18 protein-coding genes and 1 tRNA gene are annotated in these 21,806 nt (G+C 54.3%); 18 read left to right on the plus strand and 1 reads right to left on the minus strand.

What is annotated here, in order from left to right; genetic code table 11:
• The first annotated feature begins 220 nt into the window (after positions 1–220).
• The 4 genes from sucA to sucD all read left to right on the plus strand — a co-directional run bounded on the left by sucA (position 221) and on the right by sucD (position 6,394).
• Positions 221–3,028: a 2-oxoglutarate dehydrogenase E1 component gene (gene sucA / locus AK59_RS0118615; RefSeq protein ID WP_023622290.1), complete on the plus strand. Its 2,808-nt coding sequence runs from the start codon at positions 221–223 to the stop codon at positions 3,026–3,028.
• Between the two features lie 14 nt (positions 3,029–3,042).
• On the plus strand, positions 3,043–4,263 hold the full coding sequence (gene odhB, locus AK59_RS0118620; RefSeq protein WP_013097540.1) for a 2-oxoglutarate dehydrogenase complex dihydrolipoyllysine-residue succinyltransferase: 1,221 nt from the start codon (positions 3,043–3,045) through the stop codon (positions 4,261–4,263).
• Between the two features lie 95 nt (positions 4,264–4,358).
• Entirely contained in the window at positions 4,359–5,525 is a 1,167-nt protein-coding gene (sucC, locus tag AK59_RS0118625; RefSeq protein ID WP_006809579.1) for an ADP-forming succinate--CoA ligase subunit beta, read from the plus strand.
• On the plus strand, positions 5,525–6,394 hold the full coding sequence (gene sucD, locus AK59_RS0118630) for a succinate--CoA ligase subunit alpha (protein ID WP_008501094.1): 870 nt from the start codon (positions 5,525–5,527) through the stop codon (positions 6,392–6,394). Before sucC ends, sucD begins: the two co-directional genes overlap by 1 nt.
• An 82-nt stretch (positions 6,395–6,476) precedes the next feature.
• Here sucD and AK59_RS0118635 read toward each other — a convergent pair whose 3' ends face one another.
• Complete coding sequence (locus AK59_RS0118635) at positions 6,477–7,193, minus strand: GntR family transcriptional regulator (protein WP_029883494.1); 717 nt, start codon at positions 7,191–7,193, stop codon at positions 6,477–6,479.
• Positions 7,194–7,364: 171 nt separating this feature from the next.
• Here AK59_RS0118635 and mngA point away from each other — a divergent pair, with 171 nt between their 5' ends.
• From mngA to AK59_RS0118705, 14 genes are all read left to right on the plus strand, one after another.
• Positions 7,365–9,281: a PTS 2-O-a-mannosyl-D-glycerate transporter subunit IIABC gene (mngA, locus tag AK59_RS0118640; protein WP_029883495.1), complete on the plus strand. Its 1,917-nt coding sequence runs from the start codon at positions 7,365–7,367 to the stop codon at positions 9,279–9,281.
• A gap of 23 nt (positions 9,282–9,304) precedes the next feature.
• The gene (mngB, locus tag AK59_RS0118645; protein WP_029883496.1) at positions 9,305–11,935 is read left to right on the plus strand and encodes a mannosylglycerate hydrolase; all 2,631 of its coding nucleotides are present in this window, start codon (positions 9,305–9,307) and stop codon (positions 11,933–11,935) included.
• A gap of 670 nt (positions 11,936–12,605) precedes the next feature.
• Positions 12,606–14,174, plus strand: coding sequence for a cytochrome ubiquinol oxidase subunit I (gene cydA / locus AK59_RS0118650; RefSeq protein ID WP_013097536.1), 1,569 nt, complete (start codon positions 12,606–12,608; stop codon positions 14,172–14,174).
• Positions 14,175–14,189: 15 nt separating this feature from the next.
• A complete protein-coding gene (gene cydB / locus AK59_RS0118655; RefSeq protein ID WP_013097535.1) occupies positions 14,190–15,329 on the plus strand; it encodes a cytochrome d ubiquinol oxidase subunit II in 1,140 nt (379 codons plus the stop codon).
• A 14-nt stretch (positions 15,330–15,343) separates the two neighbouring features.
• Complete coding sequence (gene cydX / locus AK59_RS01000000123850; protein ID WP_003858598.1) at positions 15,344–15,457, plus strand: cytochrome bd-I oxidase subunit CydX; 114 nt, start codon at positions 15,344–15,346, stop codon at positions 15,455–15,457.
• Positions 15,457–15,747 (plus strand): cyd operon protein YbgE, encoded by a 291-nt coding sequence (gene ybgE, locus AK59_RS0118665; RefSeq protein WP_013097534.1) that lies wholly within the window; start codon positions 15,457–15,459, stop codon positions 15,745–15,747. Before cydX ends, ybgE begins: the two co-directional genes overlap by 1 nt.
• Positions 15,748–15,894: 147 nt before the next feature.
• Positions 15,895–16,299, plus strand: coding sequence for a tol-pal system-associated acyl-CoA thioesterase (gene ybgC, locus AK59_RS0118670; protein WP_003858593.1), 405 nt, complete (start codon positions 15,895–15,897; stop codon positions 16,297–16,299).
• Positions 16,296–16,988: a Tol-Pal system protein TolQ gene (tolQ, locus tag AK59_RS0118675; RefSeq protein ID WP_013097532.1), complete on the plus strand. Its 693-nt coding sequence runs from the start codon at positions 16,296–16,298 to the stop codon at positions 16,986–16,988. Before ybgC ends, tolQ begins: the two co-directional genes overlap by 4 nt.
• Positions 16,989–16,991: 3 nt before the next feature.
• On the plus strand, positions 16,992–17,420 hold the full coding sequence (gene tolR / locus AK59_RS0118680) for a colicin uptake protein TolR (RefSeq protein WP_003858589.1): 429 nt from the start codon (positions 16,992–16,994) through the stop codon (positions 17,418–17,420).
• 28 nt (positions 17,421–17,448) lie between these two features.
• A complete protein-coding gene (gene tolA / locus AK59_RS0118685; protein ID WP_029883497.1) occupies positions 17,449–18,735 on the plus strand; it encodes a cell envelope integrity protein TolA in 1,287 nt (428 codons plus the stop codon).
• 130 nt (positions 18,736–18,865) lie between these two features.
• Positions 18,866–20,158 carry a Tol-Pal system beta propeller repeat protein TolB gene (gene tolB / locus AK59_RS0118690; protein WP_013097529.1) on the plus strand — a complete coding sequence of 431 codons (1,293 nt, stop codon included), beginning with the start codon at positions 18,866–18,868 and terminating at the stop codon, positions 20,156–20,158.
• Between the two features lie 35 nt (positions 20,159–20,193).
• Positions 20,194–20,715 carry a peptidoglycan-associated lipoprotein Pal gene (gene pal, locus AK59_RS0118695; RefSeq protein ID WP_006177214.1) on the plus strand — a complete coding sequence of 174 codons (522 nt, stop codon included), beginning with the start codon at positions 20,194–20,196 and terminating at the stop codon, positions 20,713–20,715.
• A gap of 9 nt (positions 20,716–20,724) precedes the next feature.
• Positions 20,725–21,519 carry a cell division protein CpoB gene (gene cpoB / locus AK59_RS0118700; RefSeq protein WP_032618669.1) on the plus strand — a complete coding sequence of 265 codons (795 nt, stop codon included), beginning with the start codon at positions 20,725–20,727 and terminating at the stop codon, positions 21,517–21,519.
• Between the two features lie 161 nt (positions 21,520–21,680).
• Positions 21,681–21,756 (plus strand) — tRNA-Lys (locus AK59_RS0118705).
• Positions 21,757–21,806 lie beyond the last annotated feature (50 nt).

A 21,806-nucleotide genomic window follows, 5' to 3' on the forward strand; every position in this document is an offset into this window, starting at 1 on the left:
GTGAGAGGGGGCGCTGTTCCCCCTCACCCTAACCCTCTCCCAAAGGGAGAGGGGATAGATTGCAGAAACCTTTAAAAACTGCCCTGAAGTCTAGACAGTTTCTAAAGGTTCCTTCGCGGGCCAAATGAAAAGAGCTCGCAGGTGAACCCCGGCACGTACACGCGGTGTGCGTGGTAGTTTCTACGGCGAAAGTAAGCATAAAAATGCTTAAGGGATCACGATGCAGAACGGCGCAATGAAAGCCTGGCTGGACTCTTCTTACCTCTCTGGTGCCAACCAGAGCTGGATAGAACAGCTCTATGAAGACTTCTTAACCGATCCTGACTCAGTGGACGCAAACTGGCGTTCCATGTTCCAGCAGTTGCCTGGCACGGGAGTCAAACCGGATCAATTCCATTCCAAAACACGTGATTATTTCCGTCGTCTGGCGAAGGATGCCTCACGTTACTCTTCTGCGATTTCCGACCCTGACACCAACGCGAAGCAGGTTAAAGTCCTGCAGCTTATTAACGCTTATCGCTTCCGCGGTCACCAGCATGCGAATCTCGATCCGCTGGGACTGTGGAAACAAGACCGTGTGGCGGATCTCGATCCGGCGTATCACGATCTGACCGAGGCCGATTTCCAGGAAAGCTTTAACGTAGGTTCTTTTGCCATCGGTAAAGACACGATGAAGCTGGGCGATCTGATCGACGCCCTCAAGCAAACCTACTGCGGCTCCATCGGCGCGGAATACATGCATATCACTTCTACCGAAGAGAAACGCTGGATCCAGCAGCGTATCGAATCCGTAGCGGGCCACGCGACCTTCTCGGCTGACGAGAAAAAACGCTTCCTGAACGAACTGACCGCAGCGGAAGGGCTTGAGCGCTATCTGGGCGCGAAGTTCCCGGGCGCAAAACGCTTCTCGCTGGAAGGCGGCGATGCGTTAGTGCCAATGCTGAAAGAGCTGATTCGTCATGCAGGCAAGAGCGGTACCCGTGAAGTGGTACTGGGCATGGCGCACCGTGGTCGTCTGAACGTGCTGGTCAACGTGCTGGGTAAAAAACCGCAGGACCTGTTCGACGAATTCGCGGGCAAACATAAAGAACATCTCGGCACCGGTGACGTGAAGTACCACATGGGCTTCTCGTCTGATATCGAAACCGAAGGCGGTCTGGTTCACCTGGCGCTGGCGTTTAACCCGTCGCATCTGGAGATCGTCAGCCCGGTAGTTATCGGTTCCGTGCGTGCGCGTCTGGATCGTCTGGACGAGCCAAGCAGCAACAAAGTGCTGCCAATTACTATTCACGGTGATGCGGCGGTCACAGGGCAGGGCGTGGTTCAGGAAACCCTGAACATGTCCAAAGCGCGTGGTTATGAAGTGGGCGGTACCGTTCGTATCGTCATCAACAACCAGGTGGGCTTCACAACGTCTAACCCACTGGATGCGCGTTCAACCCCTTACTGCACCGACATCGGCAAGATGGTACAGGCGCCAATCTTCCACGTTAACGCGGATGACCCGGAAGCGGTCGCCTTCGTGACCCGTCTGGCGCTGGACTTCCGTAACACCTTCAAACGCGATGTGTTCATCGACCTGTTCTGCTACCGCCGTCACGGCCACAACGAAGCCGACGAGCCAAGTGCAACCCAGCCGTTGATGTACCAGAAAATCAAAAAACACCCGACGCCGCGCAAAATCTACGCTGACAAGCTGGAAAGCGAAAAAGTGGCGACGCTGGAAGATGCGACCGAAATGGTCAACCTCTACCGCGACGCGCTGGATGCGGGTGAGTGCGTGGTGAAAGAGCTGCGTCCGATGAACATGCACTCCTTTACCTGGTCGCCGTATCTCAACCACGAGTGGGATGAGAGTTACCCGAACAAGGTCGAGATGAAGCGCCTGCAGGAGCTGGCTAAACGCATCAGCACCGTGCCAGACGCCATCGAGATGCAGTCTCGCGTGGCAAAAATTTATGCCGACCGTCAGTCTATGGCGGCAGGTGAGAAGCTGTTCGACTGGGGCGGTGCAGAAACGCTGGCTTACGCGACGCTGGTTGACGAAGGTATTCCTGTTCGTCTGTCCGGTGAAGATGCGGGCCGTGGCACCTTCTTCCACCGTCACGCGGTAGTTCACAACCAGTCTAACGGTTCAACCTACACCCCGCTGCAGCACGTGCACAACGGTCAGGGCCAGTTCAAGGTCTGGGACTCCGTGCTCTCTGAAGAAGCGGTGCTGGCCTTCGAATACGGTTACGCTACCGCAGAGCCGCGTACGCTGACCATCTGGGAAGCGCAGTTCGGTGACTTCGCCAACGGTGCTCAGGTGGTTATCGACCAGTTCATCTCTTCTGGCGAACAGAAATGGGGCCGTATGTGTGGCCTGGTGATGCTCCTGCCACATGGTTATGAAGGCCAGGGTCCTGAGCACTCCTCCGCGCGCCTGGAACGTTATCTGCAGCTCTGCGCTGAGCAGAATATGCAGGTTTGCGTACCGTCCACCCCGGCTCAGGTTTACCACATGCTGCGTCGTCAGGCGCTGCGCGGTATGCGCCGTCCGCTGGTGGTCATGTCACCAAAATCCCTGCTGCGTCACCCACTGGCGGTGTCCAGCCTGGATGAGCTGGCGAATGGCACCTTCCTGCCTGCCATCGGTGAGATTGATGAACTGGATCCGCAGGCTGTGAAGCGTGTGGTGATGTGTTCTGGTAAGGTTTATTACGATCTGCTGGAACAGCGCCGTAAGAACGATCAGAAAGATGTCGCCATCGTGCGTATCGAACAGCTTTATCCATTCCCGCACCAGGCGGTGCAGGAAGCGCTGAAACCGTACGCTCACGTGCATGATTTTGTCTGGTGCCAGGAAGAGCCGCTCAACCAGGGCGCATGGTACTGCAGCCAGCATCATTTCCGTGAAGTGATTCCATTTGGGTCTGCCCTGCGTTATGCAGGTCGCCCGGCCTCCGCCTCTCCGGCGGTAGGGTATATGTCCGTTCACCAGAAGCAGCAACAAGATCTGGTCAATGACGCGCTGAACGTCGATTAATTAAAGGATACATAATGAGTAGCGTAGATATTCTTGTTCCCGACCTGCCTGAATCTGTAGCAGATGCGACCGTCGCTACCTGGCATAAAAAACCAGGCGATGCCGTTAAGCGCGATGAAGTGCTGGTAGAAATCGAAACTGACAAAGTGGTACTGGAAGTACCGGCTTCGGCGGATGGCGTTCTGGACGCGGTGCTGGAAGACGAAGGCACCACCGTAACCTCTCGCCAGATCCTGGGTCGCCTGCGTGAAGGCAACAGCGCGGGCAAAGAGTCCAGCGCGAAGTCTGAAGAGAAAGCCTCTACGCCGGCTCAGCGCCAGCAGGCATCTCTGGAAGAACAGACCAACGACGCGCTCAGCCCGGCGATCCGTCGCCTGCTGGCTGAACACAGCCTTGACCCGGCAGCCATCAAAGGTACCGGTGTAGGCGGTCGTCTGACCCGTGAAGACATCGACAAACACCTGGCGAAAGCGCCTGCTCAGGCAGAAGCGAAAGCCCCTGTGGCAGCCCCAGCAGCACAGCCTGCTCTGGGTGCGCGCAGTGAAAAACGTGTGCCAATGACTCGCCTGCGTAAGCGTGTGGCAGAGCGTCTGCTGGAAGCGAAAAACTCCACCGCGATGCTGACCACCTTCAACGAAGTGAACATGAAGCCAATCATGGACCTGCGTAAGCAGTACGGTGACGCGTTTGAAAAACGTCACGGTATCCGTCTGGGCTTTATGTCCTTCTACGTGAAAGCGGTTGTTGAAGCGCTGAAACGCTACCCGGAAGTGAACGCGTCCATCGATGGTGATGACGTGGTTTACCACAACTATTTCGACGTCAGCATGGCGGTGTCTACGCCACGTGGTCTGGTGACTCCGGTTCTGCGTGATGTGGATACCCTGGGTATGGCCGACATCGAGAAAAATATTAAAGAGCTGGCCGTGAAAGGCCGCGACGGCAAGCTGACCGTAGACGACCTGACCGGCGGTAACTTCACCATTACCAACGGCGGCGTGTTTGGCTCGCTGATGTCTACCCCGATCATCAACCCGCCGCAGAGCGCGATCCTGGGTATGCACGCCATTAAAGATCGTCCGATGGCGGTAGACGGTAAAGTGGAGATCCTGCCAATGATGTATCTGGCGCTCTCTTACGATCACCGTCTGATCGACGGCCGCGAGTCCGTGGGCTTCCTGGTAGCGATTAAAGAGCTGCTGGAAGATCCAACGCGTCTGCTGCTGGACGTCTAGTCCCTTTTAGCATCACCTGCCCTGTAGGCCGGATACGCCTTGCACCGGCCTGCAGGTTTGAAGATAACGATTACCCTGAAGGATGGATAGAACACATGAACTTACATGAATATCAGGCCAAACAGCTGTTTGCCCGGTATGGCTTACCGGCTCCGGTGGGTTATGCCTGTACTACCCCGCGTGAAGCAGAAGAAGCCGCATCTAAAATCGGTTCCGGCCCGTGGGTAGTTAAATGTCAGGTTCACGCTGGTGGCCGTGGTAAAGCGGGCGGTGTGAAGGTTGTTAAGAGCAAAGAAGAAATTCGTGCATTTGCTGAACATTGGCTCGGCAAGCGTCTGGTCACTTACCAGACAGATGCGAACGGCCAGCCAGTCAACCAGATCCTGGTTGAAGCGGCAACCGACATCGCGAAAGAGCTGTATCTGGGCGCGGTGGTAGACCGTAGCTCGCGTCGCGTGGTGTTCATGGCGTCTACCGAAGGCGGCGTGGAAATCGAAAAAGTGGCAGAAGAGACGCCACACCTGATCCATAAAGTGGCTATCGATCCACTGGCAGGTCCAATGCCTTACCAGGGCCGTGAGCTGGCGTTCAAACTGGGTCTGGAAGGCAAGCTGGTTCAGCAGTTCACCAAGATCTTCATGGGTCTGGCGACCATCTTCCTGGAGCGCGATCTGGCGCTGATCGAGATCAACCCGCTGGTGATCACCACTCAGGGCGATCTGATCTGCCTCGATGGCAAACTGGGTGCTGACGGCAATGCCCTGTTCCGCCAGCCGGATCTGCGCGAAATGCGTGACCAGTCTCAGGAAGACCCGCGTGAAGCACAGGCTGCTCAGTGGGAACTGAACTACGTGGCGCTGGATGGCAACATCGGCTGCATGGTTAACGGTGCGGGCCTGGCGATGGGCACCATGGACATCGTTAAGCTGCACGGCGGCGAGCCAGCGAACTTCCTCGACGTAGGCGGTGGCGCAACCAAAGAGCGCGTAACCGAAGCGTTCAAAATCATTCTCTCTGACGACAACGTGAAAGCCGTTCTGGTGAACATCTTCGGCGGTATCGTACGTTGCGACCTGATCGCAGACGGCATCATCGGCGCGGTAGAAGAAGTGGGCGTTAACGTTCCGGTTGTTGTGCGTCTTGAAGGTAACAACGCTGAACTCGGCGCGAAAAAACTGGCTGACAGCGGCCTGAATATTATTGCAGCGAAAAGTCTGACGGATGCAGCTCAGCAGGTTGTTGCCGCAGTGGAGGGGAAATAATGTCAGTTTTAATCAATAAAGATACCAAGGTTATCTGCCAGGGCTTCACCGGTAGCCAGGGGACTTTCCACTCCGAGCAGGCGATTGCCTACGGTACGCAGATGGTTGGCGGTGTAACACCAGGTAAAGGTGGCACCACACACCTGGGCCTGCCGGTGTTCAACACCGTGCGTGAAGCCGTAGAAGCGACGGGCGCAACCGCGACCGTTATCTACGTTCCGGCACCGTTCTGCAAAGACTCCATTCTGGAAGCGATCGACGCAGGCATCAAACTGATCATCACCATCACTGAAGGTATCCCGACGCTGGATATGCTGACCGTGAAAGTGAAGCTGGACGAAGCGGGCGTGCGCATGATCGGCCCGAACTGCCCGGGCGTGATCACCCCAGGCGAATGCAAAATCGGCATCATGCCAGGTCACATTCACAAGCCGGGCAAAGTGGGTATCGTTTCCCGTTCCGGTACGCTGACCTATGAAGCAGTTAAGCAGACCACCGACTACGGCTTCGGCCAGTCCACCTGTGTGGGCATCGGCGGTGACCCAATCCCAGGCTCTAACTTCATCGACATCCTGAAGCTGTTCCAGGAAGATCCACAGACCGAAGCGATCGTCATGATCGGTGAGATCGGTGGTAGCGCGGAAGAAGAAGCGGCTGCTTACATCAAAGAACACGTAACCAAGCCAGTAGTCGGTTACATCGCGGGTGTGACCGCGCCGAAAGGTAAGCGTATGGGTCACGCAGGCGCGATTATCGCCGGTGGTAAAGGTACGGCTGATGAGAAATTCGCAGCGCTGGAAGCTGCAGGCGTGAAGACCGTTCGTAGCCTGGCGGATATCGGCGAAGCACTGAAATCCATCATTAAGTAAGTCCTCTCTGCGCCCTGAAAGGGGCGCGTTGAAATAAAAAATGTCCGTTTCGACATGGTTGGCCGCTGTAAAGCGGCCTTTTTTATTGCCTGCGTTTCGCCACGAGGGTGAATTTGTAATCGTCGGTATTGAACACGTTGCGGCTGTATTCGAAAACCCGGCCATCTTTCAGGAAACCGCGGGAGACTTTTTCCAGGATCGGTTTTGCCGGATCGAGCGCCAGCGCGGCAATCGCCTCTTCTGAGGGCATGACCGGCACCAGCTCCTGTTCACTGCGATCGATGACCAGCTTTTTGATCTGTTCAACGTAGTGGTATTTCGACTTTTCCATCACTTCCCAGGTGAGGTCGGGGAACATCGCCAGCGGCATCCAGGTTTCTTCCAGGTTTACCGGCTTCTGCTTGATGAAGCGTACGCGCTTGACGTGCCAGACCTTATCATCCTCGCCAATTGCCAGCGTAGCCGCGAGTCTTGTATCGGCTTTTACCACTTCAAAAATTTTAACGTCGCTGTGCGTATCAACGTTGCGATCTGCCAGTTTTTCGTAAAAGCCGTTGAGCTGGTAAATGTCGTAATTGACCCGCTCCTCTTTTACATAGGAACCACTGCCCTGGATGCTTTCGATGATCTGTTCGTCGGCAAGCAGTTTCAGGGCCTGCCGGACGGTGACGCGGCTGACGCTAAACGCCTCCTGAAGGCTGGATTCCGTTGGTAGCGCGTCACCCGGTTTTAATTCTCCGGCGTTAATTTTTTCGCGGAAGACATCCGCTATCTGCCGGTATCGCGGTTTGTTGCCCATTTTATCGCGCCTGATTAATACCTTTTCTGAGAATTATGCATTCAACTAATGATTTGTAAATAATACAACTTAAATACAAATGTTGATGTTAGTGAAAATGATCACATAAATGTATTATCCGCTCTGCCACAATCCTTCGCAGACTATAACGATGCAACTGTGAGGATCTCTATGAACCTGACGACCCTGACCGATCCGCGTGCTGTCTGCGTTCAGGCGCAGTTTACCCGCCGTGATGAGGCAATACGTCAGCTCGCGATGCGGCTGGAGGCGCTGGGCAAAATCACTGACGCCGAGGCTTTTCTGGTGGACGTTTTTCAACGGGAATCGCTTGGCCCAACCGCGCTGGGTGAGGGGCTGGCTGTCCCCCATGGCAAATCGGCCACGGTAAAAGAGGCGGCATTTGCCGTCGCAACGCTGTGCGAGCCGCTGGAATGGGAAGGGGTGGACGGGCCGGAAGAGGTCATGCTCATTTTCCTGCTCGCGATCCCTCCGGCGGAAGCCGGATCAACGCATATTGCGGTGTTAACGGCGCTCACGTCTCGCCTGGCGGATGACGATCTCAGGGCCCGCGTAATGGCGGCGACCACGGCAGAAGGTGTGCTGAGCGCGCTGGACGCCGCACCCGGGGAGCAGGCCGACGCCATCCAGGAGAGTGCCCCGACTATTGTCTGCGTTACCGCCTGCCCGGCCGGGATTGCCCACACCTATATGGCGGCGGAGTACCTGGAAAAAGCGGGACGCAGGATGGGCGTCAACGTGGTGGTGGAAAAGCAGGGGGCGAACGGTATTGAGGGACGCCTCACCTCGCAGCAACTGCAGGAGGCCAGAGCATGTATCTTTGCCGCAGAAGTGGCGATCAAAGAGAGTGAACGCTTTGCGGGGATCCCCACCGTTTCCGTACCCGTTGCGGAACCACTATGCCATGCTGAAGCGTTAATAGAACGCGCGCTGGCGTTAAAGCCTGCCGACGCTGCGCGGCATGCGCCCGTCGATACTGAAACAAAAAAGAGTGTCAAAACCGAGCTCAAGCAGGCGCTCCTGAGCGGCATCTCCTTTGCGGTGCCGTTGATTGTCGCCGGTGGTACGGTGCTGGCCGTGTCGGTATTGCTGGCGCAAATCCTGGGGCTGCAGCACTTATTCGATCAGGAAAATTCGTGGCTGTGGATGTACCGCAAGCTTGGCGGCGGCATGCTTGGCATGCTGATGGTTCCCGTTCTGGCGGCGTATACCGCTTATTCACTGGCGGATAAACCGGCGCTGACGCCGGGTTTCGCTGCCGGTCTGGCTGCCAATATGATTGGTTCCGGTTTTCTGGGTGCCATCGCAGGCGGGCTGATTGCGGGATACCTGATGCGCTGGGTGAAAAATCACATTCGTCTGAGTAGCCGCTTCAACGGCTTCTTAACCTTTTATCTTTATCCGGTTATTGGCGTACTGGGCGCGGGCAGCCTGATGCTGTTTGTGATCGGCGAACCGGTGGCCTGGATAAACAACGCGCTCACCGCCTGGCTTAATGGTCTTTCAGGCGCGAATGCGCTGCTCCTGGGCGCGATCCTTGGCTTTATGTGTTCGTTCGATTTGGGCGGGCCGGTCAACAAAGCCTCCTACGCGTTCTGCCTCGGGGCGATGGCCAACGGGGTGTATGGCCCCTATGCGATTTTCGCCTCCGTCAAGATGGTCTCGGCCTTTACCGTAACGGCGTCAACGATGCTGGCGCCGAGATTGTTTAAACCGTTTGAAATTGAAACCGGCAAATCAACGTGGCTGCTTGGCCTCGCGGGCATTACCGAAGGGGCGATACCGATGGCGATTGAAGATCCCCTCCGCGTCATTGGCTCATTTGTGCTGGGCTCCATGGTGACAGGGGCGATTGTTGGCGCGATGGGGATCGGCCTGTCCACGCCGGGCGCAGGCATTTTCTCGCTCTTTTTACTTCATGATGCAGGGCTGAGCGGTGTGGTTGCAGCGGCAGGCTGGTTTGGCGCGGCGCTGCTGGGGACCGCTATCTCCACATTTATTCTGCTGCTCTGGCGACGTCAGGCGGTCAAAACGGGCAAATACATCACTGAAGACGCCATACCGTAAAACGCACAACACAGGAAACGAAGATGAAAGCTGTATCTCGCGTTCATATCACGCCGCATATGCACTGGGACCGTGAGTGGTACTTCACCACCGAAGAGTCGCGTATTCTTCTGGTCAATAATATGGAAGAGATCCTGACCCGTCTGGAGCAGGACGAGGCCTATAAATATTACGTTCTCGACGGACAGACGGCAGTGCTGGAGGATTACTTTGCCGTCAAGCCCGAAAATCGCTCGCGGGTGAAGGTGCTTGTCGAGCGCGGAAAACTGATTATCGGCCCGTGGTATACCCAGACCGATACCACGATCGTCAGCGGCGAGTCGATTGTCCGCAACCTGATGTACGGTATTCGCGACTGTATGGCGTTCGGCGAGCCGATGATGATCGGTTATCTGCCGGATTCGTTTGGGATGTCAGGCCAGCTTCCGCATATTTATAACGGCTTTGGCATTACCCGCACGATGTTCTGGCGCGGCTGTTCTGAACGACACGGTACCGATAAAACCGAATTTCTCTGGCAGAGCCAGGACGGCAGTGAAGTGACGGCACAGGTGCTGCCGCTGGGCTATGCGATTGGTAAGTACTTACCTGAGGATGAGGCCGGGCTACGAAAACGGCTCGACAGTTATTTCGAGGTCCTGGAAAACGCCTCTGTCACCAAAGAGATTTTGCTGCCCAACGGACACGACCAGATGCCGCTGCAGCAGAACCTTTTTGCGGTGATGGAGAAGCTTCGTGAAATCTATCCGCAACGTCAGTTTGTGATGAGCCGCTTCGAGGAGGTGTTTGATCATATTGAGGCGCGGCGCTATGAACTGGCGACGCTGAAAGGGGAGTTTATCGACGGGAAATACATGCGTGTGCACCGGACAATCGGCTCCACGCGCATGGACATTAAAATCGCCCATGCGCGTATCGAGAATAAAATCGTCAACGTGCTTGAGCCGCTGGCGACGCTTGCCTGGACTCTCGGCTTCGACTATCACCACGGTCTGCTGGAGAAAATGTGGAAAGAGATCCTCAAGAATCACGCCCACGACAGCATCGGCTGCTGCTGCAGCGATAAGGTGCATCGCGAGATTGTCTCCCGCTTTGAGCTGGCGGAGGATATGGCAGACAACCTGGTGCGCTTCTATATGCGCAAGATTGTCGACAACATGCCGCAATCCGACGCCGATAAGCTGGTGATGTTCAACCTGATGCCCTGGCCGCGTGAAGAGGTGATGAACACCACGATTCGGCTGCGCGCCAGCCAGTTTCGTCTGCGTGATGAGAAAGGCAACGAGATCCCGTATTTCATTCGCAGCGCGCGCGAACTCGACCCTGGTATCATTGACCGGCAGATTGTCCATTACGGTAACTACGAACCGTTTATGGAGTTTGATATCCAGCTCAGCCAGATCCTGCCGTCGATGGGCTACCGTACGCTGTTTATAGAACCGCACGTAGCCGGAAAGGTGCTCTCTCCGGCGCAAAACACCGGTGCCTTACTGGAAAACGCCTTCTGGCAGATTGATATAAACGACGACGGTACGCTGCGTCTGTGCGACAAAGAAACCGGCCTGATTTACGACCGGGTACTGGAGATTGAAGAGAGTTCGGATGATGGTGATGAGTACGACTACTCGCCTTCACGGGAGGAGTGGAGGCTCACTTCGGCACAGGGCGAGCATCAGGTTGACGTCATACACGAAGCCTGGCAGAGCAGGGCGGTGATCCGCCACCGTATTGCTGTACCGGCAAACCTCTCTGAACGCGCTGCACGTCAGCGAAAGGGTTCTCTTGAGGTGGCATTTGACATTACGCTAAGCCACAACAGCAGACGTATTGATGTGGCGGTGCGTCTGGATAACCAGGCGGATGACCACCGCGTTCGGGTGCTGATCCCCACACCGTTTACGACTCAGCACGTGCTCGCGGATACACAGTTTGGCACCATTACTCGCCCCGTGCAGGACGCTGCGATGCAACGCTGGCAGGAAGAGGGCTGGAAAGAAGCGCCCGTTCCTGTCTGGAATTTGCTCAACTATGCCGTGCTGCAGGAAAAGCGAAACGGGCTTGCGCTGTTCACAGAAGGATTACGTGAATTTGAAGTGGTGGGCGATACCAAAAAAGCCTTTGCGCTGACTCTGCTGCGCGGCGTGGGGTTACTCGGAAAAGAAGATTTGCTGTTGCGCCCTGGCAGACCTTCGGGGATTAAGATGCCCGTCCCGGATTCCCAGATGCGTGGTCCGTTAACCTGCCGTTTTAGCCTGTTCAGTTTCAGTGGCACCCCTGAAAGCACGGGCGTCGCGCAGCAGGCTAAGGCGTGGTTAACGCCGGTGCAGTGCTATAACAAGATCCCCTGGGATGCGATGAAATTAAACCGTGCGTCGTTCACCACGCCGGAAAGTTACAGTCTGCTGGCGCTTTCCCCGACGGGATGCGTGCTCAGCGTGCTCAAAAAAGCGGAAGATCGGGATGAACTTATTCTTCGCCTGTTCAACCCTTCGGAGTCCAGCGTCTGCGAGACGACGTTATCCGTTAACCCGGCGTTGAAACGGTGCGGCGAAACGGACCTGAATGAACGGTTACTGGATGATCGTGAAGAGCAGGGGATTACCGGCACGTTCAGACCGGGGCAGTCACGAACCTTTAGCATTCTTCTTGCCTGAAAAACGATAAAAGGCTGCCAAGTGCAGCCTTTTTTCATTAAATAGTCACGCTACGGTGTTAACTTATAGAGCGCGAAAAGTAAATTAAATGTAATTTCGAAGGGTTGCAGTCAAACTCTGGAAAAATAACCTGGCCCGACTACGCTTCAAGGATTGCCCCGCGTCGAAAAGGTGTTTTTCTTTTGCGTTAATTAAAATCACTTCTGTTTATATTTTTTCCCTTCTTCGATAACCAATCACAGCTTTGTATGCACATATCGTTAACATGGTTTTTACCATTCTTACCGCGTTTAAACATAGTTAACATCGGCCGTTGTTTTTGATTTAAATCAAAGTTTAATCCTTGGAAAAAGGTGCTTAAAAGCGCTAAATTGTCCCCGATCAAAATGGTCGAAAAGTGGTAATTTTGCTATAAATTGATCGCCGTCGAAAAACGTAAATATGATTCAATAAAAACCTGTTTATTGTAAGGGTTTTGCAGCGTATTATATTTGCGGGACCAATTTGAGTTTTTTATTAACGTATTTGTAACCTTTCATCACTGCTTTTTCATTCTGTAGAGAATAGGCAACGAAGAAGGGGAGCAGATAACTTTGTATTGGGGCATGCGTGTGGATCCTTTTCCTGGGGTTCACTCTCGGAGTCTTCATGCGATGAGCAAGGAGTCATAATGTTAGACGTAGTCGAACTGTCGCGCTTACAGTTTGCCTTGACCGCGATGTACCACTTCCTGTTTGTGCCGCTGACGCTCGGTATGGCGTTCCTGCTGGCCATCATGGAAACGGTATACGTTCTGTCCGGCAAACAGATTTATAAAGATATGACCAAGTTCTGGGGCAAGTTGTTTGGTATCAACTTTGCACTGGGCGTGGCTACCGGTTTGACCATGGAGTTCCAGTTCGGGACTAACTGGTCATATTATTCCCACTATGTAGGGGATATCTTCGGTGCGCCGCTGGCCATTGAAGGTCTGATGGCCTTCTTCCTCGAATCCACCTTTGTAGGTCTGTTCTTCTTCGGCTGGGACCGTCTGGGCAAAGTCCAGCATATGGCGGTGACCTGGCTGGTGGCATTAGGGTCTAACCTGTCCGCGCTGTGGATCCTGGTGGCAAACGGCTGGATGCAGAACCCGATTGCGTCTGATTTCAACTTCGAAACCATGCGTATGGAGATGGTCAGCTTTGCCGAGCTGGTCCTGAACCCGGTTGCTCAGGTTAAATTCGTCCACACCGTGGCCTCTGGCTATGTGTGCGGCGCGATGTTCATTCTGGGCATCAGCTCCTACTATATGCTGCGTGGTCGTGACTTCGCCTTCGCTAAACGTTCCTTTGCTATCGCTGCAAGCTTCGGTATGGCTGCCATCCTCTCCGTTATCGTGCTGGGTGATGAATCCGGTTATGAAATGGGTGACGTACAGAAAACCAAGCTCGCCGCAATCGAAGCTGAATGGGAAACCCAACCGGCCCCGGCTGCCTTTACCCTGTTCGGTATTCCGGACCAGGACGCCCAGGAAAACCGCTTCGCCATTCAAATTCCTTATGCGCTGGGTATCATCGCCACCCGTTCTGTTGACAAACAGGTGACGGGTCTGAAAGAGCTGATGGAGCAGCACGAAGGCCGTATCCGTAACGGTATGAAAGCCTACGCTCTGCTGGAACAGCTGCGTGCCGGTTCTACCGACCAGGCCGTTCGTGACCAGTTCAACGACGTGAAGAAAGATCTGGGCTACGGTCTGCTGCTGAAACGCTATACCCCGAACGTCTCCGACGCGACGGAAGCGCAGATCCAGATGGCAACCAAAGACTCTATTCCACGCGTAGCGCCACTCTACTTTGCATTCCGTATCATGGTAGGCTGCGGCATCATCATGCTGCTGATCATTGCGGCGTCCTTCTGGTCTGTGATTCGTAACCGCATCGGCGAGAAAAAATGGCTGCTGCGTACGGCGTTGTATGCTATCCCGCTGCCGTGGATCGCAATTGAGTCCGGCTGGTTTGTTGCGGAGTATGGACGTCAGCCATGGGCGATTGGTGAGGTGCTGCCAACGGCGGTGGCCAACTCCTCGCTGACAGCAGGCGATCTGATCTTCTCAATGCTGCTGATCTGTGGTCTCTACACCCTGTTCCTGGTGGCTGAACTGTTCCTGATGTTCAAGTTCGCGCGCCTTGGCCCAAGCAGCCTGAAAACCGGTCGCTATCACTACGAGCAGTCCGGTGTGACTACTCAGCCGGCACGCTAAGACAGGAGTCATCAAATGATCGATTATGAAGTATTGCGTTTTATCTGGTGGCTGTTGATCGGTGTTCTGCTGATCGGTTTTGCTGTCACGGATGGTTTCGACATGGGGGTGGGGATGCTCACCCGTTTCCTCGGTCGTAATGACACCGAGCGTCGAATCATGATCAACTCCATCGCCCCGCACTGGGACGGTAACCAGGTGTGGCTGATCACCGCAGGCGGCGCGCTGTTTGCTGCCTGGCCGATGGTTTACGCGGCTGCGTTCTCCGGTTTCTACGTGGCGATGATTCTGGTTCTGGCGTCTTTATTCTTCCGTCCGGTAGGTTTCGACTACCGTTCCAAGATTGAAGACACCCGCTGGCGTAACATGTGGGACTGGGGCATCTTCATTGGTAGCTTCGTTCCACCGCTGGTGATTGGTGTGGCATTCGGTAACCTGCTGCAGGGTGTACCGTTCCACATGGACGAGTACATGCGTCTTTACTACACCGGTAACTTCTTCCAGCTGCTGAATCCGTTTGGTCTGCTGGCAGGCGTAGTCAGTGTGGCGATGATCATCACCCAGGGCGCAACCTATCTGCAGATGCGTACTGTTGGTGAGCTGCATCTGCGTTCTCGTGCAACGGCTCAGGTTGCTGCCCTGATCACGCTGGTCTGCTTCGCGCTGGCAGGTGTTTGGGTGGTCTACGGTATTGATGGTTACGTGGTGACGTCTGCCATTAACCACGTCGCGCCGTCTAACCCGCTGACCAAAGAAGTGGCGCGTGAGGCCGGTGCATGGCTGGTGAACTTCAACGCGATGCCTGTGCTGTGGGCTATTCCGGCGTTGGGTGTGTTGCTGCCGCTGCTGACGGTTCTGACGTCTCGTCTGGAAAAAGGCGCTCTGGCGTTCGTGTTCTCATCACTGACGCTGGCGTGCATCATCCTGACTGCAGGTATCGCTATGTTCCCATTCGTAATGCCATCCAGCACCATGCTGAATGCTAGCCTGACCATGTGGGATGCAACCTCCAGTCATATGACGCTGAACTTAATGACTTATGTTGCTTGCGTGTTCGTTCCGATTGTTCTGGCCTACACCATCTGGTGTTACTGGAAAATGTTCGGTCGTATCACTAAAGAACATATCGAAAGCAACACCCACTCTATGTACTAAGTAAGGAGCTGAATATGTGGTATTTCGCATGGATTTTAGGGACGCTTCTTGCCTGTGCTTTTGGTGTCATCACTGCCCTGGCGCTTGAGCACGTTGAAGCGACCAAAGCGGGTGAAGAAAAACACTAATGAAGATTATCGCAACGTTATATGCGGTAATGGATAAGCGCCCGTTACGGGCGCTTTCTTTAGTGATGGCATTACTGCTGGCAGGGTGTATCTTCTGGGACCCTTCGCGTTTTGCAGCGAAGACCAGCGAGCTTGAGATCTGGCACGGCTTTCTCATTATGTGGGCGGTGTGCGCAGGTGTGATCCACGGCGTAGGCTTTCGTCCGAAAGCGATTCACTGGCAGGGCATTTTCTGCCCGCTTATCGCCGATATCGTGCTGCTTGCTGGATTGATTTTCTTCTTCTTCTGAATAAGAAATGTCCGTTAACCATATGGGCTTACCCGAGCCCATAAAAATTTACTCTCCGTTTACTTTCTCCCATTCCAAACCATCATTCCCGCGCGTATAGTAGCGAAGTTTAAAGCATAAACTTTTGTTGCATTACCGGGATGTAAAGTGAATACAACGCTGTTTCGATGGCCGGTTCGTGTCTATTACGAAGATACCGATGCCGGTGGTGTGGTTTACCACGCCAGCTACGTTGCTTTTTATGAACGGGCACGCACAGAGATGCTGCGCCATCATCACTTTAGTCAACAGGTACTGTTGGCTGAGCGAGTTGCCTTTGTGGTACGCAAGATGACGCTTGAGTATTTTGCGCCTGCCAGACTCGACGATATGCTCGAAGTCCAAACTGAAATTACATCAATGCGCGGAACCTCGCTGGTTTTCACGCAGCGGATAGTCAATGCAGAGAACACCGTACTGAACTCAGCTGAAGTACTGATTGTCTGTGTTGATCCAACCATAATGAAGCCTCGTGCGCTTCCTAAGTCTATTGTCGCGGAGTTTAAGCAGTGACTGACATGAATATCCTTGATTTGTTCCTGAAGGCAAGCCTTCTGGTTAAACTTATCATGCTGATTTTGATTGGTTTTTCAATCGCATCCTGGGCCATCATCATCCAGAGAACGCGTATTCTCAATGCGGCTGGCCGTGAAGCGGAAGCGTTTGAAGATAAGTTCTGGTCGGGTATCGAACTGTCCCGTCTGTATCAGGAAAGTCAGGGTCGTCGCGACAGTCTCGCTGGCTCCGAACAAATTTTCTACAGCGGATTCAAAGAGTTTGCCCGTCTGCACCGTGCGAACAGCCACGCGCCTGAAGCGGTGGTGGAAGGAGCCTCGCGTGCGATGCGTATCTCCATGAACCGCGAGCTGGAAAATCTTGAAACGCACATTCCTTTCCTGGGAACGGTGGGTTCCATCAGCCCGTATATCGGCCTGTTTGGTACGGTGTGGGGGATCATGCACGCCTTTATCGCGCTGGGCGCAGTGAAGCAGGCGACGTTGCAGATGGTTGCACCGGGTATTGCAGAAGCACTGATTGCAACCGCTATCGGTCTGTTTGCGGCAATCCCGGCGGTTATGGCTTACAACCGTCTGAACCAGCGCGTGAATAAACTGGAACTGAACTACGACAACTTCATGGAAGAGTTCACCGCGATTCTGCACCGTCAGGCGTTTACCAGCACCGAGAGCAACAAGGGGTAAACCATGGCCAGATCGCGTGGACGAGGTCGTCGCGAGCTCAAGTCCGAAATCAATATCGTTCCGCTGCTGGACGTACTGCTGGTGTTGCTGCTGATCTTTATGGCGACAGCGCCCATCATTACCCAGAGCGTGGAAGTTGATCTGCCGGATGCGACAGAATCACAGGCGGTAAGCACCAATGACGATCCTCCGGTCATCATTGAGGTTTCCGGCGTAGGGCAATACAGCGTCGTGGTAGAGAAAGATCGTATGGATCAGCTACCGCCGGAGCAGGTGATTGCTGAAGCGCAACGACGCCTGGAGTCAAATCCGAAAACGGTCTTCTTAATCGGTGGTGCGAAAGACGTGCCTTACGATGAAATTATTAAAGCGCTGAACTTGCTACATAGTGCGGGTGTTAAGTCTGTCGGCTTAATGACTCAGCCTATTTGATCATCCGCGTAGTTTTTGGGAACCGATAGTGTCAAAGGCAACCGAACAGAACGACAAGCTTAAGCGAGCGATAATCGTCTCCGCAGTGCTGCATGTGATCCTTTTTGCAGGGCTGATCTGGAGTTCGTTCGACGAGCATATTGATGCATCAGCGGGCGGCGGTGGCGGTTCTTCTATCGACGCCGTCATGGTGGATCCCGGTGCGGTCGTGCAGAACTATAACCGTCAGCAACAGCAGCAGGCGAGTGCAAAACGGGCTGAAGAGCAGCGAGAAAAACAGGCGCAACAGCAAGCGGAGGAACTGCGTGAAAAGCAGGCCGCCGAGCAGGAACGTCTGAAGCAGCTTGAGAAAGAACGTTTGCAGGCGCAGGAAGCCGCGAAAGAGCAGGCAGAACAGCAGAAGCAAGCCGAAGAGGCCGCGAAGAAAGCCCAGGAACAGCAAAAGCAGGCGGAAGAGGCGGCAGCGAAAGCCGCAGCGGATGCCAAAGCACAGGCTGATGCCCAGGCGAAATTAGCGGCAGAAGCGGCGAAGAAAGCCGCTGCCGACGCCCAGAAGAAAGCGGAAGCGGAAGCCGCGAAGAAAGCCGCCGCTGATGCTCAGAAGAAAGCGGAAGCAGAAGCCGCGAAAAAAGCCGCTGCTGATGCTCAGAAGAAAGCGGAAGCCGAAGCTGCGAAAAAAGCGGCTCAGGAAGCCGAGAAGAAAGCGGCTGCCGAGGCTGCGAAGAAAGCCGCTGCTGCCGAGAAAGCTGCCGCAGAAAAAGCCGCCGCTGCTGAAAAAGCGGCTGCGGAGAAGAAAGCTGCCGCCGAGAAAGCGGCTGCCGACAAAAAAGCTGCAGCTGAGAAGGCTGCTGCCGATAAAAAAGCGGCTGCTGAAAAAGCTGCAGCGAAAAAGGCTGCTGCAGAGAAAGCCGCGGCCGCTGCGGGCGTTGACGATCTGCTGGGCGATCTCAGTTCCGGTAAGAATGCGCCGAAAACAGGCGGTGGGGCGAAAGGGAGTGGTCAGCCGTCTAAAGACAGCGGTACTTCGGGTGCCAACGGTGGTGCGACGGGGGCGGATATCAGCGCTTACGCTAAGCAGATTCAGGTGGCTATTCAGAGTCGCCTGTTTGATGCAGGCCTTTATCAGGGTAAACAGTGCGTGCTGCATATCAACCTTGCGCCAGACGGCCGGTTGAAAAATGTGACGTCTGAAGGGGGCGATCCTGCGCTTTGTCAGGCAGCATTGGCCGCAGCAAGATCGGCGAACATTCCTAAACCGCCTAGTGAGGCTGTTTATGAAAAGATAAAAGATGCCAAACTGGACTTTAAGCTGTAATCGACTCTCCTTACGGAAGTATGGAAAACAGTCTATTGTCGTAACCAGGGTTTAGTAGTTTTGTCTATTTGGGTTTGTTAACATTCTGCTAAATTATCGTGGGTAAGGTTACCCAGATAAGGGAGATATGATGAAGCAGGCATTACGTGTAGCATTTAGTTTCTTAATGCTGTGGGCAGCTGTACTGCACGCAGAAGTACGTATCGAGATCACCCAGGGGGTGGACTCGGCACGCCCAATCGGTGTAGTTCCATTCCAGTGGGCTGGCCCTGGTGCGGCGCCTGAAGATGCCGGCGGCATCGTGGCTGCTGACCTGCGTAACAGCGGTAAATTCAACCCGTTAGATCGTTCTCGTCTGCCTCAGCAGCCGGGTAGCGCGCAGGAAGTTCAGCCTGCCGCGTGGTCTGCACTGGGCATTGATGCCGTGGTTGTGGGTCAGGTTACCCCTAACCCGGACGGCTCTTACAACGTGGCCTGGCAGCTGGTGGATACCGGCGGTGCACCGGGTACCGTTCTGGCTCAGAACTCTTACAAGGTCACTAAACAGTACCTGCGCTATGCGGCTCACGCTGCCAGCGATGCGGTATTCGAAAAACTGACCGGTATTAAAGGTGCGTTCCGTACCCGTATCGCCTATGTGGTACAGACCAACGGCGGCCAGTTCCCGTATGAGCTGCGCGTCTCTGACTACGACGGTTACAACCAGTTCCTGGTGAAACGCTCTTCTCAGCCGCTGATGTCTCCAGCCTGGTCTCCGGACGGATCTAAACTGGCCTACGTGACCTTCGAAAGCGGTCGTTCTGCGCTGGTTATCCAGACGCTGGCTAACGGTGCTGTTCGTCAGGTGGCGTCGTTCCCACGTCACAACGGTGCGCCTTCGTTCTCGCCGGACGGCTCTAAGCTGGCCTTTGCGCTGTCCAAAACCGGTAGCCTGAACCTGTACGTGATGGACATTGGTTCTGGTCAGATCCGTCAGGTGACGGATGGTCGCAGCAACAACACGGAACCATCATGGTTCCCGGACAGCCAGAACCTGGCGTTTACCTCTGACCAGGCAGGCCGTCCACAAATCTATAAAGTGAACATCAACGGCGGTGCTCCGCAGCGTATCACCTGGGAAGGCTCTCAGAACCAGAACGCAGATGTGAGCAGCGACGGTAAATTTATGGTAATGGTCAGCTCCAACGGTGGGCAGCAGCACATTGCCAAACAAGATCTGGTAGCGGGTGGCGTCCAAGTTCTGTCGTCAACGTTCCTGGATGAAACGCCAAGTCTGGCACCTAACGGCACTATGGTAATCTACAGCTCTTCTCAGGGGATGGGATCTGTGCTGAATCTGGTTTCTACAGATGGGCGTTTCAAAGCGCGTATTCCGGCAACTGATGGACAGGTAAAATCCCCTGCCTGGTCGCCGTATCTGTAAATAATAATTAATTGATTACTAAAGGAATCATAGAAATGCAACTGAACAAAGTGCTGAAGGGGCTGATGATCGCTCTGCCTGTAATGGCAATCGCAGCGTGTTCTTCTAACAAGAACGCCAGCAATGACCAGAGCGGCGAAGGCATGATGGGTGCCGGCACCGGTATGGACGCGAACGGCAATGGCAACATGTCCTCTGAAGAGCAAGCGCGTCTTCAGATGCAGCAGCTGCAGCAGAACAACATCGTTTACTTCGATCTGGATAAATACGACATCCGTTCTGACTTCGCTGCGATGCTGGATGCTCACGCTAACTTCCTGCGTAGCAACCCGTCTTACAAAGTCACCGTAGAAGGTCACGCGGACGAACGTGGTACTCCAGAGTACAACATCTCCCTGGGTGAACGTCGTGCTAACGCTGTTAAAATGTACCTGCAGGGTAAAGGCGTTTCTGCTGACCAGATCTCCATCGTTTCTTACGGTAAAGAAAAACCTGCAGTACTGGGTCATGACGAAGCGGCGTACGCCAAAAACCGTCGTGCCGTACTGGTTTACTAAGAGAATTGCATGAGCAGTAACTTCAGACATCATCTGTTGAGTCTGTCGTTACTGGTTGGAATAGCGGCCCCCTGGGTCGCTTTTGCTCAGGCACCAATCAGTAGTGTCGGCTCAGGCTCGGTGGAAGACCGGGTCACTCAACTCGAGCGTATCTCTAACGCTCACAGTCAGCTTTTAACCCAACTCCAGCAACAACTTTCCGATAACCAAACTGATATCGACTCCCTCCGTGGTCAGATTCAGGAGAGCCAGTATCAGCTTAACCAGGTTGTGGAACGTCAAAAGCAGATCTTGCTGCAGATTGATAGCCTGAGCAGCGGGGGGGCAGCAGCGCAACCAGCAGCGGGCGATCAAAGCGGAGCGGCCACAAACGCGCCAGCGCCTTCAGCCGATGCCTCTGCTGCGACAGGGGCGCCTGTGCAGAGCGGTGACGCGAACACGGATTACAACGCGGCCATTGCACTGGTACAGGATAAATCGCGCCAGGATGATGCTATCGTTGCGTTTCAGAACTTCGTTAAGAAGTACCCGGATTCCACTTACCAGCCAAACGCAAATTACTGGCTGGGTCAGTTGAATTACAACAAGGGTAAAAAAGACGATGCGGCGTTTTATTTCGCTTCTGTGGTGAAAAATTACCCGAAATCGCCAAAAGCGCCTGATGCGATGTTTAAGGTCGGCGTGATCATGCAGGACAAAGGTGACACTGCGAAAGCCAAAGCGGTTTATCAGCAGGTGGTTGCAAAATTCCCGGGCACGGAAGGGGCCAAACAGGCGCAAAAACGTCTAAGTTCGATGGGATGATTATCGCATGACCAGAAATCGCGTTATTTCTGGTCGTGCAGCATGATTACTAAGCAGTTAAGTGATCTTCATCGAAATTTTTGTTGCGCAGAATTCTTAAATCAGTAATATATGCCGCCGTTGCCACGGGATATCAAACAACGTGAAAGCAGCGTAAAAGTGGGTCGTTAGCTCAGTTGGTAGAGCAGTTGACTTTTAATCAATTGGTCGCAGGTTCGAATCCTGCACGACCCACCACTTAAAGCAGTTCCGGCAGTACAGAGTGGGTGATTAGCTCAGTTGGTAGA

The organism is Enterobacter sp. T1-1 (assembly GCF_000710795.1).
GTDB lineage: Bacteria > Pseudomonadota > Gammaproteobacteria > Enterobacterales > Enterobacteriaceae > Enterobacter > Enterobacter cloacae.

Coding starts and splice junctions, on each gene's coding strand:
- cpoB (WP_032618669.1), top strand. CDS start 20,725: ATGAGCAGTAACTTCAGACATCATCTGTTGAGTCTGTCGTTACTGGTT.
- cydA (WP_013097536.1), top strand. CDS start 12,606: ATGTTAGACGTAGTCGAACTGTCGCGCTTACAGTTTGCCTTGACCGCG.
- sucA (WP_023622290.1), top strand. CDS start 221: ATGCAGAACGGCGCAATGAAAGCCTGGCTGGACTCTTCTTACCTCTCT.
- tolB (WP_013097529.1), top strand. CDS start 18,866: ATGAAGCAGGCATTACGTGTAGCATTTAGTTTCTTAATGCTGTGGGCA.
- mngB (WP_029883496.1), top strand. CDS start 9,305: ATGAAAGCTGTATCTCGCGTTCATATCACGCCGCATATGCACTGGGAC.
- tolR (WP_003858589.1), top strand. CDS start 16,992: ATGGCCAGATCGCGTGGACGAGGTCGTCGCGAGCTCAAGTCCGAAATC.
- pal (WP_006177214.1), top strand. CDS start 20,194: ATGCAACTGAACAAAGTGCTGAAGGGGCTGATGATCGCTCTGCCTGTA.
- sucC (WP_006809579.1), top strand. CDS start 4,359: ATGAACTTACATGAATATCAGGCCAAACAGCTGTTTGCCCGGTATGGC.
- AK59_RS0118635 (WP_029883494.1), bottom strand. CDS start 7,193: ATGGGCAACAAACCGCGATACCGGCAGATAGCGGATGTCTTCCGCGAA.
- cydX (WP_003858598.1), top strand. CDS start 15,344: ATGTGGTATTTCGCATGGATTTTAGGGACGCTTCTTGCCTGTGCTTTT.
- ybgE (WP_013097534.1), top strand. CDS start 15,457: ATGAAGATTATCGCAACGTTATATGCGGTAATGGATAAGCGCCCGTTA.
- cydB (WP_013097535.1), top strand. CDS start 14,190: ATGATCGATTATGAAGTATTGCGTTTTATCTGGTGGCTGTTGATCGGT.
- mngA (WP_029883495.1), top strand. CDS start 7,365: ATGAACCTGACGACCCTGACCGATCCGCGTGCTGTCTGCGTTCAGGCG.
- odhB (WP_013097540.1), top strand. CDS start 3,043: ATGAGTAGCGTAGATATTCTTGTTCCCGACCTGCCTGAATCTGTAGCA.
- sucD (WP_008501094.1), top strand. CDS start 5,525: ATGTCAGTTTTAATCAATAAAGATACCAAGGTTATCTGCCAGGGCTTC.